Raw genomic sequence first — 13,434 nt, forward strand, 5'->3', positions numbered from 1 at the left:
CGATATCCGCTCTCGTCAGAAATCTGGTAGTGCAGGTCAAAGCTGCGGTCATAAAGGTTACCGTCGTTCGGGCCACCAGCGCTAAGCCCTGAAACGATCGAATACCGAAAGGTTCCATAAACCCGCGGGAACACCTGAAACACTGACGTGTACCGGTAGGAAGGCCCGACAACGCTGGCGGTAAAACCGAATTCACCGTCGTTCAGCACCTCGGCTGTCGGCATTTCGATCAGACCTGGCGTGCCATATGTTGACAAGGATTGCGCAGAGCTCTGCGGCCCACTCAGTGCGCCAACCCCGGCGACGGCCAGAACCGACGCTATTTTTCTCGTGCGCCCTTGCATTTTCGGACCTTTTTACTACTTGTGCTCAATGCGGGGACAATACAGATTTCGCTGAAAGACTTAACTTTGCAATAGATCTTTTGGTATATTTACAAGATCGTTGCGCCAGTTTTGCAACACAACAATGTTAGGCGGTTTGATGTTCCGTAAATGGTGGAAACGCCCCGAAGTAGTACCAGAAGTTCAATTTGACCCACTGCAACCAGAGGGGAATGTCATCGCAATCGGGGACATTCACGGGCGCTTTGATCTACTTAGCAAATTTGCGGCGGCAAGCGCGTCAACACAAGTCATCTGTCTAGGAGACATGGTTGATCGCGGCGAGCAAAGCGCCGATGTTTTGAGGACCCTTGCTGATCTTCCCGACGTCATAAGCTTGATGGGAAATCATGAAGACATGATGCTGCAATTTATCGATAATCCTGTGGAAAAAGGTGAACGGTGGCTGCGTCATGGTGGGCTTCAAACGCTGGCGAGCTTTGGCGTTTCTGGGGTTTCGCAAACATCCACAGGACCCGATCTTGAGCGCGCACGGGACAAACTTTTCAGCGCGATGGGCGAAGATCTTTTGAATTGGGTTGCAAATCTTCCCAAGTTCTGGACCTCGGGAAACGTGGCCTTTGTCCATGCCGGCGCAGACCCTATGGTGTCAATCGAAGACCAGGAAAACCGTACGCTTTTATGGGGTCATAAAGACTTTGGGCGGGTACCCCGTGCTGATGGTATGTGGATCGTACATGGTCATACGATCGTCGATACACCTGTTATGAACCGGGGTGTCATATCCATTGACACAGGCGCATATGCGACTGGAAACCTGACTGCTGCAACGATCATGAACGGTGATGTCAGCTTCACGTACGCGTGACCGCCGAAAGTCATATCCTTAACCTAAATTTAGCGCTCGATCGGCTTTAATCACGGCACGCAGTTTGTGTGAATGTGAGTAAAAGGTCTTTGGATGGCGTTTCTGGACTATTCCGCGAAAAGAATGGGACCGGGGCGTCTAACCCGGGCGCGTGGACTGTATGCGCGCCGGGGAAAACGGATATTCGACCTGGTGATCTGCTTTGCGCTCCTGCCAGTCGTCGTTCCAGCGATCCTTGTTCTGTGGCTGCTTGCGATGATGACTGGTCCAACTGGTTTTTTTGCCCATGCGCGCGTTGGGAAAAACGGCAAAGCATTTAGGTGCTGGAAAATTCGGACCATGATCGCTGACGCAGACGACGCATTGATCAAACTTTTTCATCGTCGGCCAGAGGCGGAAGCGGAATGGTCAAAAAGCCAGAAACTTGCTGATGATCCTCGGATCATGCCGCTTGGCAGGGCTCTAAGACGCAGCAGTCTGGACGAGCTCCCGCAGATCTGGAATGTCATCAAAGGTGATATGTCACTGGTCGGCCCAAGACCAGTGACACGGGTAGAACTGCGGCATTATGGCGAAGATCTTCATCATTACCTGTCCATTCCCCCCGGTATAACTGGCCTTTGGCAGATTACAGACCGTCAAAGTGGGTGTTATGTCCGGCGGGTCGCATTGGACAAGCAATACGTTCAAACAATCTCGTTTGTCGGTGATTTGGCCATTTTGGGAAAAACATTGCCTGCTTTATTCAGGCTAACAGGACGATAATACTTGTCCGCATGCCCCTAAACCAAGCCCACTATGCCCGTTGCAGTTGTTCCTGTCGCACGTATTTTGCACACCCTGAAAGGATATAGAACACCCGAAGTCAATCCAGGCAGATTGAGTGTTGCTCCGCTTTTCAAAACGACAGACACGTCACCAGCGCCGGAAACCATAAAGGCTCGGGTAACTTGCACGAGATCGCTGTCATCGTCGGGGGATATATCAAATCCACCACAAATAGGGCCAGTAAGCCCGACGTTGTAGTCTTGGAAGTTGTCAAAAATTGGCATGTCATTCTCCGTTCTAGGGACAATGAACAATCCTTCACGAGTGTTTACCAAGAACTAACGATACGACCGATGCTCAGGTAATATATCTTTCGAAACGAGGCCTTAGGCCCCACCTCTTCCCGCTACGATCTTCAGCGTGCGCCACAAAATCCAAGTATCAAGGCGAAAGCTTTGGCGGTTGATATAATCCAAGTCTGCAGCAACCTTCAAACGTGTTGCATCAATACCTTGAACATAGCCCACCTCTGTCTGAGCCAAGCCACTGATACCAGGCAACGCAGCATGGCGTTCGCGATAACCGGGAATAGATTCAATGTAGGTTTCTGCATGCTCGTAGCAGTCAGGACGCGGGCCAATCAAGCTCATCTCGCCACGCAATACATTAATGATTTGCGGAATCTCGTCGAGACGGCTTTTACGCAAAAAACCACCCAATGGCGTTATTCTGTTCACTTCCAGCGGATCATCAGCACCTCTGGTAACCTCGGCCACACAGGTCATAGATCTAAACTTTATCGCCATGAATGGCTTACAATCACGTCCCATGCGCTTTTGCACAAAAAACATTGGACCGCGGTTCAGGAACGGATTGGCTGCAGCTAGAATCAGGCATCCCGTAAGGAAAACCGGTAAAAGCATGACTGATAAAACTAAATCAAATAACTTCTTAGCAACGACGTAGCCAAGCATGTTTGCTTGATTCCCAATTTGGTTATTACCGAAGCCTTCACCCGAAGAAGATGTGTTAACCAGCGGTGGGATCATAAATGATCCTGGCTTATCTACTTTCACAAACCGTCCCCCATAGAGAATTCCGAAATTCTTAAAAAAACCTTAATCGCGTAATTCTCTCTGGTTAACAGTTCGCTAATATCCAAGCAACACAACTGACTGCTTTTTTAGCTTACTCTGCGCAGTTCCGCCTATTTAAGAGGCAAGCAAACTGACCCTTTGCAAACGCAGCTAGTCAAAAGGGTCGTCAAACTCCCATAAAAACAGTCAATTCCCGCGTAACATCAAACTGTAGCTGTGATAGCGGGCTGAGTCATAATAAAGAGTTAATTCATGAGTACTGCTGAAAACAAGGCACAACCTTGACGATTTTTCTGGCATCTATGGCGAATCAGGCCTTAACCAAGAAGCGCTTTGCATGGCTCACAAAGCGCTTCTTGGGTGCGTTATGCACAGGTTAAAGCTACGCCACCTGCCCATGGCAATGCTTGAACTTCTTGCCGGACCCGCAAGGGCACTCATCATTCCTTGACGGATTACCCCAACTGCTTTGGTCGTTCTCGTCAAATCCTTCGGGCGTTGCTTCAGGTTCGACAACAGCTGCACTTTGCGTATTCGCTTGAGCCGCCTGCATCTGTTCTACCATCTGGCGTTGCTCGTCTTCTGTCATCGGTCGAATCTGACACAGCTTTTGCGTCACGTCCGTCCGCAAGCTGTCCAGCATCGTTTCAAACAGTTGAAATGATTCGTTCTTATATTCATTCAACGGGTCGCGCTGGGCATACCCCCTGAATCCGACGACTGACCGCAAATGTTCAAGCGTCAGCAAATGATCCCGCCACTTGCCGTCAATTGCCTGCAACAGAACCTGCTTTTCGATGTTGCGCATATTTTCGGGGCCGAATTGTTCGGCCTTCTGCGCCATCGCCGCCTCTGTCGCCTCGATAAGGCGCTCACGGATCACTTCGTCATCAACACCTTCTTCATCACACCATGCAGCGACCGGCGCATCAAGGTTCAACTGGCTCAGCACAGCGGCCTGAAAGCCTGCACCGTCCCACTGATCCGCATAGGTTTTCGGCGGCATATATTCGTCAATCAGATCGTCTATAACCTGTTCGCGCATATCCGACGTGATTTCAGACAAATCGGCCGATTCCATAATGTCACGACGCTGACGAAAGACGACCTTGCGTTGATCGTTCATCACATCATCGAACTTCAGCAGTTGCTTGCGGATGTCAAAGTTACGGCCTTCGACTTTGGCTTGCGCGCGCTCAAGTGACTTGTTGACCCAAGGGTGAATGATTGCTTCGCCTTCTTTCAGGCCGAGCGTGGTCAGTACCTTTTCCAACCGCTCGGACCCGAAAATCCGCATCAAATCGTCTTCCAATGACAGGTAAAAGGACGACCGGCCCGGGTCACCTTGACGGCCCGAACGGCCGCGCAACTGGTTGTCAATCCTGCGGCTTTCGTGGCGTTCGGATGCCAGAACGTACAAGCCGCCTGCCTCAATTACTTTCGCTTTTTCGTCGGCATGCTCCGCCTCGATCTTGGTACGGATCGCAACGGGGTCTGCATCCGGATCCGCATCAAGCGCCTCGAGAACTTTCAACTCGACGTTGCCGCCCAGCTGAATGTCGGTACCACGGCCCGCCATGTTGGTCGCAATCGTCACGGCCCCCAGCTTGCCCGCGTCAGCAACAATCTGCGCTTCCTGCTCGTGTTGACGTGCGTTCAATACATTATGCTTGATGCCCGCTTCGGTCAGCATTTTGCTAAGCATTTCGGATTTCTCGATCGAGGTGGTGCCAACCAGCGCAGGCTGCCCCTTGGCATTTGCCTCTTTCACCTTTTCGATCATTGCCTGATATTTCTCAAGCGCGGAACGGTAAACCTGGTCGTCTTCATCCACGCGCGCCACCGGCACGTTGGTTGGAACAATGATCACACCAAGCCCGTAGATTTCCATGAATTCTTCGGCTTCGGTTTCAGCGGTACCCGTCATCCCCGCCAGCTTGTCATACAGCCGGAAATAGTTCTGGAATGTGACCGACGCGAGCGTCGTGTTCTCGGGCTTAATCTCGACGTTTTCTTTGGCTTCGATCGCTTGGTGCAGCCCGTCAGACATGCGGCGACCAGCCATCATCCGACCGGTAAATTCGTCGATCAACATCACTTCGCCGTCACGCACGATATAGTCTTTGTCGCGCTGGAACAGTTTGTGCGCCCGCAAACCCTGATTCACGTGGTGCACGATTGTGGTGCTTTCGGGATCATACATGGTCTGACCTTCCTCGAGCAGACCGCGTTCATGCAGGTCAATCTCGAGGAATTCGTTACCTTCGTCCGTCAACGTCACATTGCGGGTTTTCTCGTCCATCTCGTAATGGTCGTCCTGCAACAGCGGGATCACTTCGTCGATGATCTTGTACATGTCGGACCGATCCTGCGACGGACCCGAGATAATCAGCGGCGTACGGGCTTCGTCGATCAGAATGCTGTCAACTTCGTCTACGATGGCAAAGTTGTGATGCTTTTGGAAAATCTGGCTTAGCTCGGATTTCATGTTATCGCGCAGATAATCGAAACCCAGCTCGTTATTGGTGGCGTATGTCACATCGCAATCATAAGCGGCGCGTTTGGCGTCTTCGGTCATGCCGGACACAGCAGCGCCGGTGGTCAGACCCAAGGACGCAAACACCTTGCCCATCCAGTCGGCGTCACGTTGCACAAGATATTCGTTCACGGTGACGATATGCACGCCTTTGCCCGTCAGGGCATTCAGATACGCAGCAAGCGTGGCGGTAAGCGTTTTGCCTTCGCCGGTCTTTTGTTCTGAGATATTACCCTGATGCAGGAAAATTGCCGACATCAACTGGGTATCAAAAGCACGCAAGCCCAAGGTACGGCGCGCGCCTTCGCGACAGTTCGCAAAAGCTTCTGGCAAAAGGTCATCAAGACTTTCGCCATCCAGCGCACGCTTGCGCATCTCTTTTGTTTTCTCGATCAGACCTTCGTCCGTCAAAGCAAGAAATTCATCTTCCAGCGCGTTGATCTTTTCAACCAGCGGGCGCGTCGCCTTGATTTTACGGTCGTTGGGTGTCCCAAAGACTTTTTTGGCGAGTGTTCCGAAGCCCAGCATGCAATCTCCTGCCGAAGTTATGATCTGAGGCGCGATCTGCTTGCCGAGCCGCCGGACAGCCCCTAGATACAAGACTGAACCCGCGCCAAGCCCGCGCCCATAGGGCGATGTAAGGGGCGTACCAAACCGTGTCAATGTTGCAGCCCACAGTGGCAGCCTAACCTAGGACAGATAAATGCAAAAATCCCTCACTTTCTTGGCACCCTTCATGGTCGCCGCCTCGCTTTCCCTGCCGGCCATGGCACAGGAAGAGGTTAAAGCGGATACAGTCGTTGCCACCGTAAATGGTACAGAAATCACTGTTGGCCACATGATCATCGCCCGCGCGACTCTGCCCGAGCAGTATCAGCAATTGCCCCCCGAAGTATTGTTCAAAGGCATTCTGGATCAACTGGTCCAGCAAACAGCGCTTGAACAGTCTTTTGAAGGTGATGTGCCTGCCCGCGTCGCCCTGTCGCTTGAGAACGAACGCCGACAGCTGATCGCGGGCGAGGTGATTGAAAAGGCAATGGCAGCAGATATTTCAGCCCAAGATCTGGCATCTGCCTACGAGGAAGAATACGGATCAGCCGAACCGACCGAGGAATATAATGCCTCGCATATTCTGGTAGAAACCGAAGAAGACGCGCTTGCCGTGAAAGCTGAAGTCGACGGTGGTGCGGATTTCGCAGAAACCGCCAAGGTAAAATCGACAGGTCCATCCGGCCCCGGTGGTGGATCGTTGGGTTGGTTCGGCCCCGGCATGATGGTCCCAGCGTTCGAGACAGCGGTTCAAGGTCTTGAGGTCGGTGCCGTGTCGATGCCCGTCGAAACACAATTCGGCTGGCATATCATCAAGCTGGACGACAAACGCAATAAAGATGCACCAGCGATGGAGTCCGTGAAGGAAGAGCTTGAACTGCAGATCCGTCAGGTCAAAGCGCAGGAAATGATCACCGACATGACCGATGCCGCCGATGTGGACCGGTCCGCAGCCGATGCGATTGATCCGACGGTTTTGACCAACCTTGGCCTGTTGGAGTAAAAAATGGGAAAAGCTCTCGCCGTATCTCCACTTGCGCCAGCGCAGTTTCCCGACCTGCCGATCATTGATGGTGTGCGTTTCGCCACCATCGCGGCCGGTGTAAAATACCAAGGCCGCACCGACGTTATGCTTGCAGAACTGGCACCCGGTTCGACCATCGCTGGCGCGTTTACCCGATCTGCAACCCGTGCGGCCCCCGTGCTGGATTGCCAGGCCAAGATTGGCGGGGCCTCTGATGCAGGTGCTGCGATTTTGGTAAACTCCGGCAACGCCAATGCATTCACCGGCAAAGGTGGCGTTGCGGCAGTCGAGGCAATTACCGCCGCTGTCGCCGATGCGTGCAGCGTTCCGCAATCGCGGGTATTCACGTCGTCGACGGGTGTTATTGGCGAACCCCTGCCCCACGACCGCGTAACGGCAGTGTTGTCTGATCTGCAAGCCAAGCTGACTGCCAACGGCATAAGCGACGCTGCCAAGGCGATCATGACAACCGACACCTTTCCCAAGGGGGCCAAAGCCGAAGTTACGATTGGCGGTAAAACAGTCAAAATCGCAGGGATCGCCAAAGGCTCCGGCATGATCGCGCCGGATATGGCAACGATGCTGGTTTACATCTTTACTGATGCAGCGGTTAGCCAGCCCGCTTTGCAGACTATGTTATCCAGCCATACTGACACTACGTTCAACTGCATTACCGTCGACAGCGATACGTCAACATCCGACAGCTTGATCCTGGCGGCCACAGGCGCTTCAGGCGTGGATGCCAGCGACAGCGATGCTTTTTCCACGGCGCTGCACGATCTGATGTTGGATCTCGCGCATCAGGTGGTTCAGGACGGTGAAGGTGCCACAAAATTCGTCGAGATCGCAGTGACCGGCGCTGCCTCTGACGCCGATGCCAAAACGCACGGCATGGCGATTGCGAATTCCCCTCTGATCAAAACAGCCATCGCTGGTGAAGACCCCAACTGGGGTCGTGTCGTCATGGCGATTGGTAAATCCGGCGCTGCAGCGGATCGGGACCGCCTTTCGATCCGTTTTGGCGATATCGAAGTGGCCAAAGATGGCTGGCGCAGCCCCAACTATTCTGAAACGGCGGCCGCTGCCCATATGAAAGGGCAGAACATCGTCATCGGCGTTGATCTCGGCCTTGGTGATGGCAGAGCCACGGTTTGGACCTGTGATCTGACCCATGGTTATATCGAAATCAACGCGGACTACCGTTCATGAAAATGGTGTTGGTCTCGGCTGTCGCCTTGATCGACGTGGACGGGCGCGTGCTGCTGGCACAGCGCCCGCCCGGAAAATCCATGGCAGGCCTATGGGAATTTCCCGGCGGCAAGGTCGAACAGGGTGAAACGCCCGAGGCGGCACTGGTGCGCGAATTGCACGAGGAACTGGGGATCGATACATGGACGTCCTGCCTTGCGCCGTTGACGTTTGCGAGCCACGCATACGATGACTTTCACCTGTTGATGCCGCTTTTTGCCTGTCGCAAGTGGGGCGGCACGCCGCATGCCAAGGAAGGGCAGACCTTAAAATGGGTGCGGCCTACTGCGTTAAAAGATTACCCTATGCCCGCCGCCGACATTCCGTTGATCCCAATTCTACGGGACTGGTTGTAGGCAGGGTTTTATTGTTGCAAAAATTCGTCCAAATTTAACGCTTTCTTATTTTTGTTGCTAGACAGTGTAAAAGCACAACCTATACTGGTTTCAATAGTTAGATTCTGGGGGGAATTCGAATGTTGCGTACAATTACAGTGGGAACAACCGTGTCGGTCCAAGGCATCTTTGTCCGCGAATTGCCGAATGGCTACATCTCGGTTCAGGTTGATGATGCCGTGTACACTGGCAAGCCTATCACCCGCAAAAACAACGCATAAACGTCAGGTTTTTTGAACTTTTCTATGTCACGGGGCGTTTGTCACGAGTGATATAGGTGGTACCCAAATGAAACCCGGACGTGTCGTTGTAATCCTGAACAAAGGTTCGGGTCGTAAAGATGGCCAAGATAGAAAAACAAAGATAACCGAACGCTTTGGTTTTCATGGTATTTCCGTTGAATTCATCGAATTTGAACCTGGTAATGACCTAGAAGAAATAGCTTCATCAGCTGCGGCCGCATCACCGGACGCGACGATCATTGCATCAGGCGGTGATGGTACCATCTGCGGCGTCGCGGCTGGGCTGTTGGGGTTTGATAATCAGATGGGTATAATCCCGGCTGGCACGTTTAACTATTTCGCCAGGTCCCTGAACCTTCCCGAGTTGGTGGAAGACGCAGTTGATGTCATTGCCGCTGGCGAAATCAGGCAAACCAATATTGCCGTTATCAACGACAAGGTGTTTCTGAACAATACCAGCATCGGTGCTTATCCCGCGATCTTGCAAACCCGTGAGGGGATTTATGAGCGGTGGGGCCGGAGTAGGATTGCAGCCTATTGGTCGGTCGTCAAAGCATTGGCGACCCTGCGTGCCCCGCTTAAGTTGACGGTAAGGGTCGACGGCACGTCGACCAAACATCGGACCCCACTGATCTTTGCCATCAGCAATGCGTTTCAGTTAAAAGAAATGTGCCTAAGCGGCGAAGACTGCATCGCAGATGGGGGCATGGTGCTGCTGGTCGCACCGGACACGAACCGGTGGGGATTGTTGAAACATGCAGCAACCCTTTTGCTGGGCGTCGCCAAGCAAAAGACCGATTACGAAATGCATTGCGGCACAGAAATCGACATTGAAATGTCACGCCGCACGCGCCCCGTGGCCCGCGACGGTGAACTGGCAAAAATGAAGGGTCCTTTCAAGCTCCGGATGAGGCAGAAGGCGCTGAACTTGATCGTACCTTCGGATTTGGAAGGTGGTGTTCGATGAGCAGAGTAATTCATTTATCTGATCTTCATTTTGGAAAAGACCGGCCTGATTTGCTAGAGCCGCTGATTGCATGCGTTAACGACGTTTCGCCTGACCTTGTGGTGATATCAGGCGATCTGACGCAACGCGCGCGCGAAGGGCAGTTCAAGGAAGCGCGTGACTTTATTGACCGGATTAGCGCGAAGGTTTTATCCGTTCCCGGGAACCACGATGTTTCATTACACCGCCCGTTTCGGCGTTTTTTCTGGCCGTGGCGGTCGTACAGAAAATGGATCGATCAGGATCTAACGCCCAACTTTGAAAACGACGAGATGATCGTCGTCGGCATAAATTCCGTCGACCGGTTTTCTTGGCAAACGGGCCGGCTGACGGCGAAACGCATCAATCACGCCTGCGACGCAATGGATGGTGCGCCGGCCAGCAAAGCCCGCGTTCTTGTTGTGCATCACCCCCTTGAGCATCCAGCAGAAACGAACAAAAAGCCGATTCCCGGTGCCGAAGCCGCATTGTCGAGACTGCTGTCTTGCGGCGCAAATCTCATTCTGTCGGGGCATTTACATACGTGGCACGCAGGCAATTTCACCATCGAATCCGGTACAACGACGGCTGTGCAGTTGCACGCCGGCACCAGCCTGTCTTCGCGCGTGCGCGGCGAACCGAATGATTTCAATGTTATTGATATTTCGGGGGATCGAATCGCCATTGAGAGGCTTAGCTACAACGAAGAAACGCAGTGGTTCGAAACGACAGAAGCCCGGCAATTCAACCGGGCTTCTGATACGATTTTCGAATAGGCTTTGATCAGTCCAGCGTACGAACAACTTCTTCGCGGGTGAAAATTTCGATCACATCGCCTGCGCGGATGTCTTCGTAGTTCTCGAAGGCCATACCACATTCCTGACCTGACGGCACTTCGGACACTTCGTCTTTGAAGCGCTTTAGTGTCTTCAGCGTACCCTCGTGGATCACAACATCGTCGCGCAGCAGACGCACGCCAGCGGCGCGGCTTGCCTTGCCTTCGGTGACCAGACAACCAGCGACTTTGCCAACACCGGTAACCTTGAACACCTCTTTGATCGACGCATAGCCGATGAAATGTTCGCGGATTTCGTTGCTAAGCAGGCCACTTGCAGCCGCTTTTACATCGTCAACCATGTCATAGATGACCGAGTAATATCGGATCTCGACACCCTTTTGGTTGGCGGTGGCACGGGCCGACGCATTGGCACGGACGTTGAAACCGATAATCGGTGCGTTCGACGCTTCGGCCAGACCGACGTCAGTGTCGGTGATGGCACCAACACCCGAATGCAGAACCCGTACACGAACTTCGTCATTGCCGATTTTTTCCATCGCCTGAAGAATCGCTTCGGCTGAACCTTGAACGTCAGCTTTGATCAGCAGTGGCAGTTCCGACACTGTTTCATCAGCTTTGGCGTTCGCCATCAGCTGTTCCAGCGTGGTCGCAGCACCGGCAGCGGCACGTTTGTCCTTGGCAGCATTGGCGCGGTATTCCGCGATTTCGCGTGCCTGCGCTTCGGTGCTTGTCACGTTCAGAACATCACCAGCAGCAGGTGTCCCGTTCAGGCCAAGAACCTCGACCGGAACAGATGGGCCTGCTTCCTTGATGCGTTCACCCTGATCATTGATCAGCGCACGGACCTTACCGTATTGCTCACCGACAACAAAGATATCGCCTTGGCGCAGCGTACCATTCTGGATCAGAACAGTCGCAACCGGACCGCGACCAACATCAAGCTGCGCCTCGATCACGGCACCAACGGCAGCGCGATCAGGGTTTGCTTTCAGTTCAAGCAGTTCAGCTTGTAGCGAAATCGCTTCGAGCAATTCATCAAGGCCCTGCCCTGTGGTCGCAGACACTTCAACGTCCTGCACATCACCGGACATTTTTTCAACGATAACCGAATGTTGCAGTAGATCCGTACGGACCTTGTCTGGGTTCGCTTCGTATTTATCGATCTTGTTGATTGCCACGATCATCGGCACGTTGGCCGCTTTTGCGTGGTTAATCGCTTCGATCGTTTGGGGCATAACAGCGTCATCCGCCGCGACCACCAGAACAACAATGTCAGTTACCTGAGCACCGCGTGACCGCATCGACGTAAACGCCGCGTGGCCAGGTGTATCGAGGAAACTCAGCACTTGGCCGTTGTCTGTTGTCACCTGATAGGCACCGATGTGCTGCGTGATACCGCCCGCTTCGCCGGATTGAACCTTGGCTTTGCGGATCGCATCCAGCAACGATGTCTTACCGTGGTCGACGTGTCCCATGATCGTGATGACCGGAGGACGCGTAACCAGATCTTTCGGGTTATCAATCTCTTCTTTGATGACATCTTCGACGTCTGCATCCGAAACCCGAACCACTTTATGGCCGAATTCTTCGATGATCAGCTCGGCTGTATCCGCGTCGATTGTTTCGTTCTGCGTCACCATCATGCCATTGTTCATCAGCGCCTTTACGACAGCACCAACGCGTTCGGCCATACGGTTTGCCAACTCGGAAACCACAATCGCCGGGGGCAGGTTCACGTTACGCACGACCTTTTCGCGCTCAACCGAACCACCCATCGCCTTTTGACGCTGACGTTCCTGCTTGCGCTTCATCTGCGCCATGGAACGCTGACGGCCACCTTCGCCGCCGGTCAAAGCCTGGTTTAGCGTCAGCTTGCCGGAACGGCGGCTGTCGTCGCCAGCTTTGTTGCGCTTGTTGGTTTCCTCGCGGTCGCCTTCTTTCTTGCGGACCACAGGTGCAGGTGCGCCGCCCTTGGTGTTGGGCATCTTGGCGGAAGAAGGTTGTTCAACAGCAGCAGGGGCCGCGGCAGCAACTGCGGCGGCTTCGGCTTCTGCCTTGCGCCGTTCGTCTTCTGCAGCTTTCGCCTTCAGGCTCTCTTCGCGCTCGCGTTCTTCTGCCTCTTTGGCATCGATTTCGGCGCGACGCCGTTCGCGGTCCTCAGCGCGTGCCTTTTCTTCGGCAGCGCGGGCTTCCGCTTCTTCTGATTCACGGGCACGGGCGGCTTGTACCGCTTTCAGCCGGCGTTCCATTTCGGAATCGGTAATACCTGCGGGACGCTTCTTAGGATCCCCCAGCGAAGGATTGCTACCACCCGTAGGCTTTACGCCAACAGGTTTGGGCACCACAACGCGCTTGCGCTTGGTCTCGACCACGACGTTTTTGGTACGTCCATGGCTAAAGCTTTGCTTTACGTTGCCCGGGCGCGCTGGCGCACCACGAAGGCCCAATGTCTTTTTGCCGTCACTATCGCTCATCTAGCTCGTCTATCCTTTCGGGTGACCGTTGCCACCCTCGTTTATGCGTACGCCTCTTAGCCGTTGGGCTTCCTCTACAACACGAGAGGTGAGTCCACCAGAGGC

13 protein-coding genes are annotated in these 13,434 nt (G+C 53.6%); 8 read left to right on the forward strand and 5 right to left on the reverse strand.

Going from position 1 to position 13,434, the window contains the following annotated elements; all coding sequences use genetic code 11:
* The coding region (locus ABYT07_RS13965; RefSeq protein WP_372992577.1) for a YjbH domain-containing protein at positions 1-344 on the reverse strand (344 nt) is incomplete at its 3' end.
* A gap of 139 nt (positions 345-483) precedes the next feature.
* Here ABYT07_RS13965 and ABYT07_RS13970 point away from each other — a divergent pair.
* Together ABYT07_RS13970 and ABYT07_RS13975 are read left to right on the forward strand one after the other, a co-directional pair.
* Positions 484-1,212 carry a metallophosphoesterase gene (locus tag ABYT07_RS13970; RefSeq protein WP_372992579.1) on the forward strand — a complete coding sequence of 243 codons (729 nt, stop codon included), beginning with the start codon at positions 484-486 and terminating at the stop codon, positions 1,210-1,212.
* 93 nt (positions 1,213-1,305) lie between these two features.
* Positions 1,306-1,977, forward strand: a complete 672-nt coding sequence (locus ABYT07_RS13975) for a sugar transferase (protein ID WP_372992582.1) — start codon at positions 1,306-1,308, stop codon at positions 1,975-1,977.
* A 17-nt stretch (positions 1,978-1,994) separates the two neighbouring features.
* Here ABYT07_RS13975 and ABYT07_RS13980 read toward each other — a convergent pair whose 3' ends face one another.
* The 3 genes from ABYT07_RS13980 to secA form a co-directional block, all read right to left on the reverse strand.
* On the reverse strand, positions 1,995-2,264 hold the full coding sequence (locus tag ABYT07_RS13980; protein ID WP_372992584.1) for a hypothetical protein: 270 nt from the start codon (positions 2,262-2,264) through the stop codon (positions 1,995-1,997).
* 102 nt (positions 2,265-2,366) lie between these two features.
* Complete coding sequence (locus tag ABYT07_RS13985) at positions 2,367-3,029, reverse strand: sugar transferase (RefSeq protein WP_372992586.1); 663 nt, start codon at positions 3,027-3,029, stop codon at positions 2,367-2,369.
* Between the two features lie 430 nt (positions 3,030-3,459).
* Positions 3,460-6,141 carry a preprotein translocase subunit SecA gene (gene secA / locus ABYT07_RS13990; RefSeq protein ID WP_372992588.1) on the reverse strand — a complete coding sequence of 894 codons (2,682 nt, stop codon included), beginning with the start codon at positions 6,139-6,141 and terminating at the stop codon, positions 3,460-3,462.
* Between the two features lie 175 nt (positions 6,142-6,316).
* Between secA and ABYT07_RS13995 the strand changes: the two genes are divergently transcribed.
* From ABYT07_RS13995 to ABYT07_RS14020, 6 genes are all read left to right on the forward strand, one after another.
* Complete coding sequence (locus ABYT07_RS13995; RefSeq protein WP_372992591.1) at positions 6,317-7,165, forward strand: peptidylprolyl isomerase; 849 nt, start codon at positions 6,317-6,319, stop codon at positions 7,163-7,165.
* A gap of 3 nt (positions 7,166-7,168) precedes the next feature.
* Positions 7,169-8,395 (forward strand): bifunctional glutamate N-acetyltransferase/amino-acid acetyltransferase ArgJ, encoded by a 1,227-nt coding sequence (gene argJ, locus ABYT07_RS14000; RefSeq protein ID WP_372992593.1) that lies wholly within the window; start codon positions 7,169-7,171, stop codon positions 8,393-8,395.
* Entirely contained in the window at positions 8,392-8,790 is a 399-nt protein-coding gene (locus ABYT07_RS14005; protein WP_372992595.1) for a (deoxy)nucleoside triphosphate pyrophosphohydrolase, read from the forward strand. The genes argJ and ABYT07_RS14005 overlap by 4 nt, the downstream gene beginning before the upstream one ends.
* Before the next feature lie 119 nt (positions 8,791-8,909).
* The gene (locus ABYT07_RS14010; RefSeq protein ID WP_372992598.1) at positions 8,910-9,050 is read left to right on the forward strand and encodes a hypothetical protein; all 141 of its coding nucleotides are present in this window, start codon (positions 8,910-8,912) and stop codon (positions 9,048-9,050) included.
* A 67-nt stretch (positions 9,051-9,117) separates the two neighbouring features.
* Entirely contained in the window at positions 9,118-10,038 is a 921-nt protein-coding gene (locus ABYT07_RS14015) for a diacylglycerol kinase family protein (RefSeq protein WP_372992600.1), read from the forward strand.
* On the forward strand, positions 10,035-10,832 hold the full coding sequence (locus tag ABYT07_RS14020; protein WP_372992602.1) for a metallophosphoesterase: 798 nt from the start codon (positions 10,035-10,037) through the stop codon (positions 10,830-10,832). The genes ABYT07_RS14015 and ABYT07_RS14020 overlap by 4 nt, the downstream gene beginning before the upstream one ends.
* Before the next feature lie 7 nt (positions 10,833-10,839).
* On the opposite strand, the gene infB is transcribed toward ABYT07_RS14020, so the two are convergent.
* Complete coding sequence (infB, locus tag ABYT07_RS14025) at positions 10,840-13,329, reverse strand: translation initiation factor IF-2 (RefSeq protein WP_372992605.1); 2,490 nt, start codon at positions 13,327-13,329, stop codon at positions 10,840-10,842.
* Positions 13,330-13,434: the final 105 nt, after the last annotated feature.

Source organism: Sulfitobacter sp., assembly GCF_041552635.1.
Lineage (GTDB): Bacteria > Pseudomonadota > Alphaproteobacteria > Rhodobacterales > Rhodobacteraceae > Sulfitobacter.

What these genes read in the sequence shown, in the direction of transcription:
- ABYT07_RS13970 (WP_372992579.1), top strand. Translation starts at nt 484, where the DNA reads ATGTTCCGTAAATGGTGGAAACGCCCCGAAGTAGTACCAGAAGTTCAA.
- ABYT07_RS13975 (WP_372992582.1), top strand. Translation starts at nt 1,306, where the DNA reads ATGGCGTTTCTGGACTATTCCGCGAAAAGAATGGGACCGGGGCGTCTA.
- ABYT07_RS13980 (WP_372992584.1), bottom strand. Translation starts at nt 2,264, where the DNA reads ATGCCAATTTTTGACAACTTCCAAGACTACAACGTCGGGCTTACTGGC.
- ABYT07_RS13985 (WP_372992586.1), bottom strand. Translation starts at nt 3,029, where the DNA reads ATGATCCCACCGCTGGTTAACACATCTTCTTCGGGTGAAGGCTTCGGT.
- secA (WP_372992588.1), bottom strand. Translation starts at nt 6,141, where the DNA reads ATGCTGGGCTTCGGAACACTCGCCAAAAAAGTCTTTGGGACACCCAAC.
- ABYT07_RS13995 (WP_372992591.1), top strand. Translation starts at nt 6,317, where the DNA reads ATGCAAAAATCCCTCACTTTCTTGGCACCCTTCATGGTCGCCGCCTCG.
- argJ (WP_372992593.1), top strand. Translation starts at nt 7,169, where the DNA reads ATGGGAAAAGCTCTCGCCGTATCTCCACTTGCGCCAGCGCAGTTTCCC.
- ABYT07_RS14005 (WP_372992595.1), top strand. Translation starts at nt 8,392, where the DNA reads ATGAAAATGGTGTTGGTCTCGGCTGTCGCCTTGATCGACGTGGACGGG.
- ABYT07_RS14010 (WP_372992598.1), top strand. Translation starts at nt 8,910, where the DNA reads ATGTTGCGTACAATTACAGTGGGAACAACCGTGTCGGTCCAAGGCATC.
- ABYT07_RS14015 (WP_372992600.1), top strand. Translation starts at nt 9,118, where the DNA reads ATGAAACCCGGACGTGTCGTTGTAATCCTGAACAAAGGTTCGGGTCGT.
- ABYT07_RS14020 (WP_372992602.1), top strand. Translation starts at nt 10,035, where the DNA reads ATGAGCAGAGTAATTCATTTATCTGATCTTCATTTTGGAAAAGACCGG.
- infB (WP_372992605.1), bottom strand. Translation starts at nt 13,329, where the DNA reads ATGAGCGATAGTGACGGCAAAAAGACATTGGGCCTTCGTGGTGCGCCA.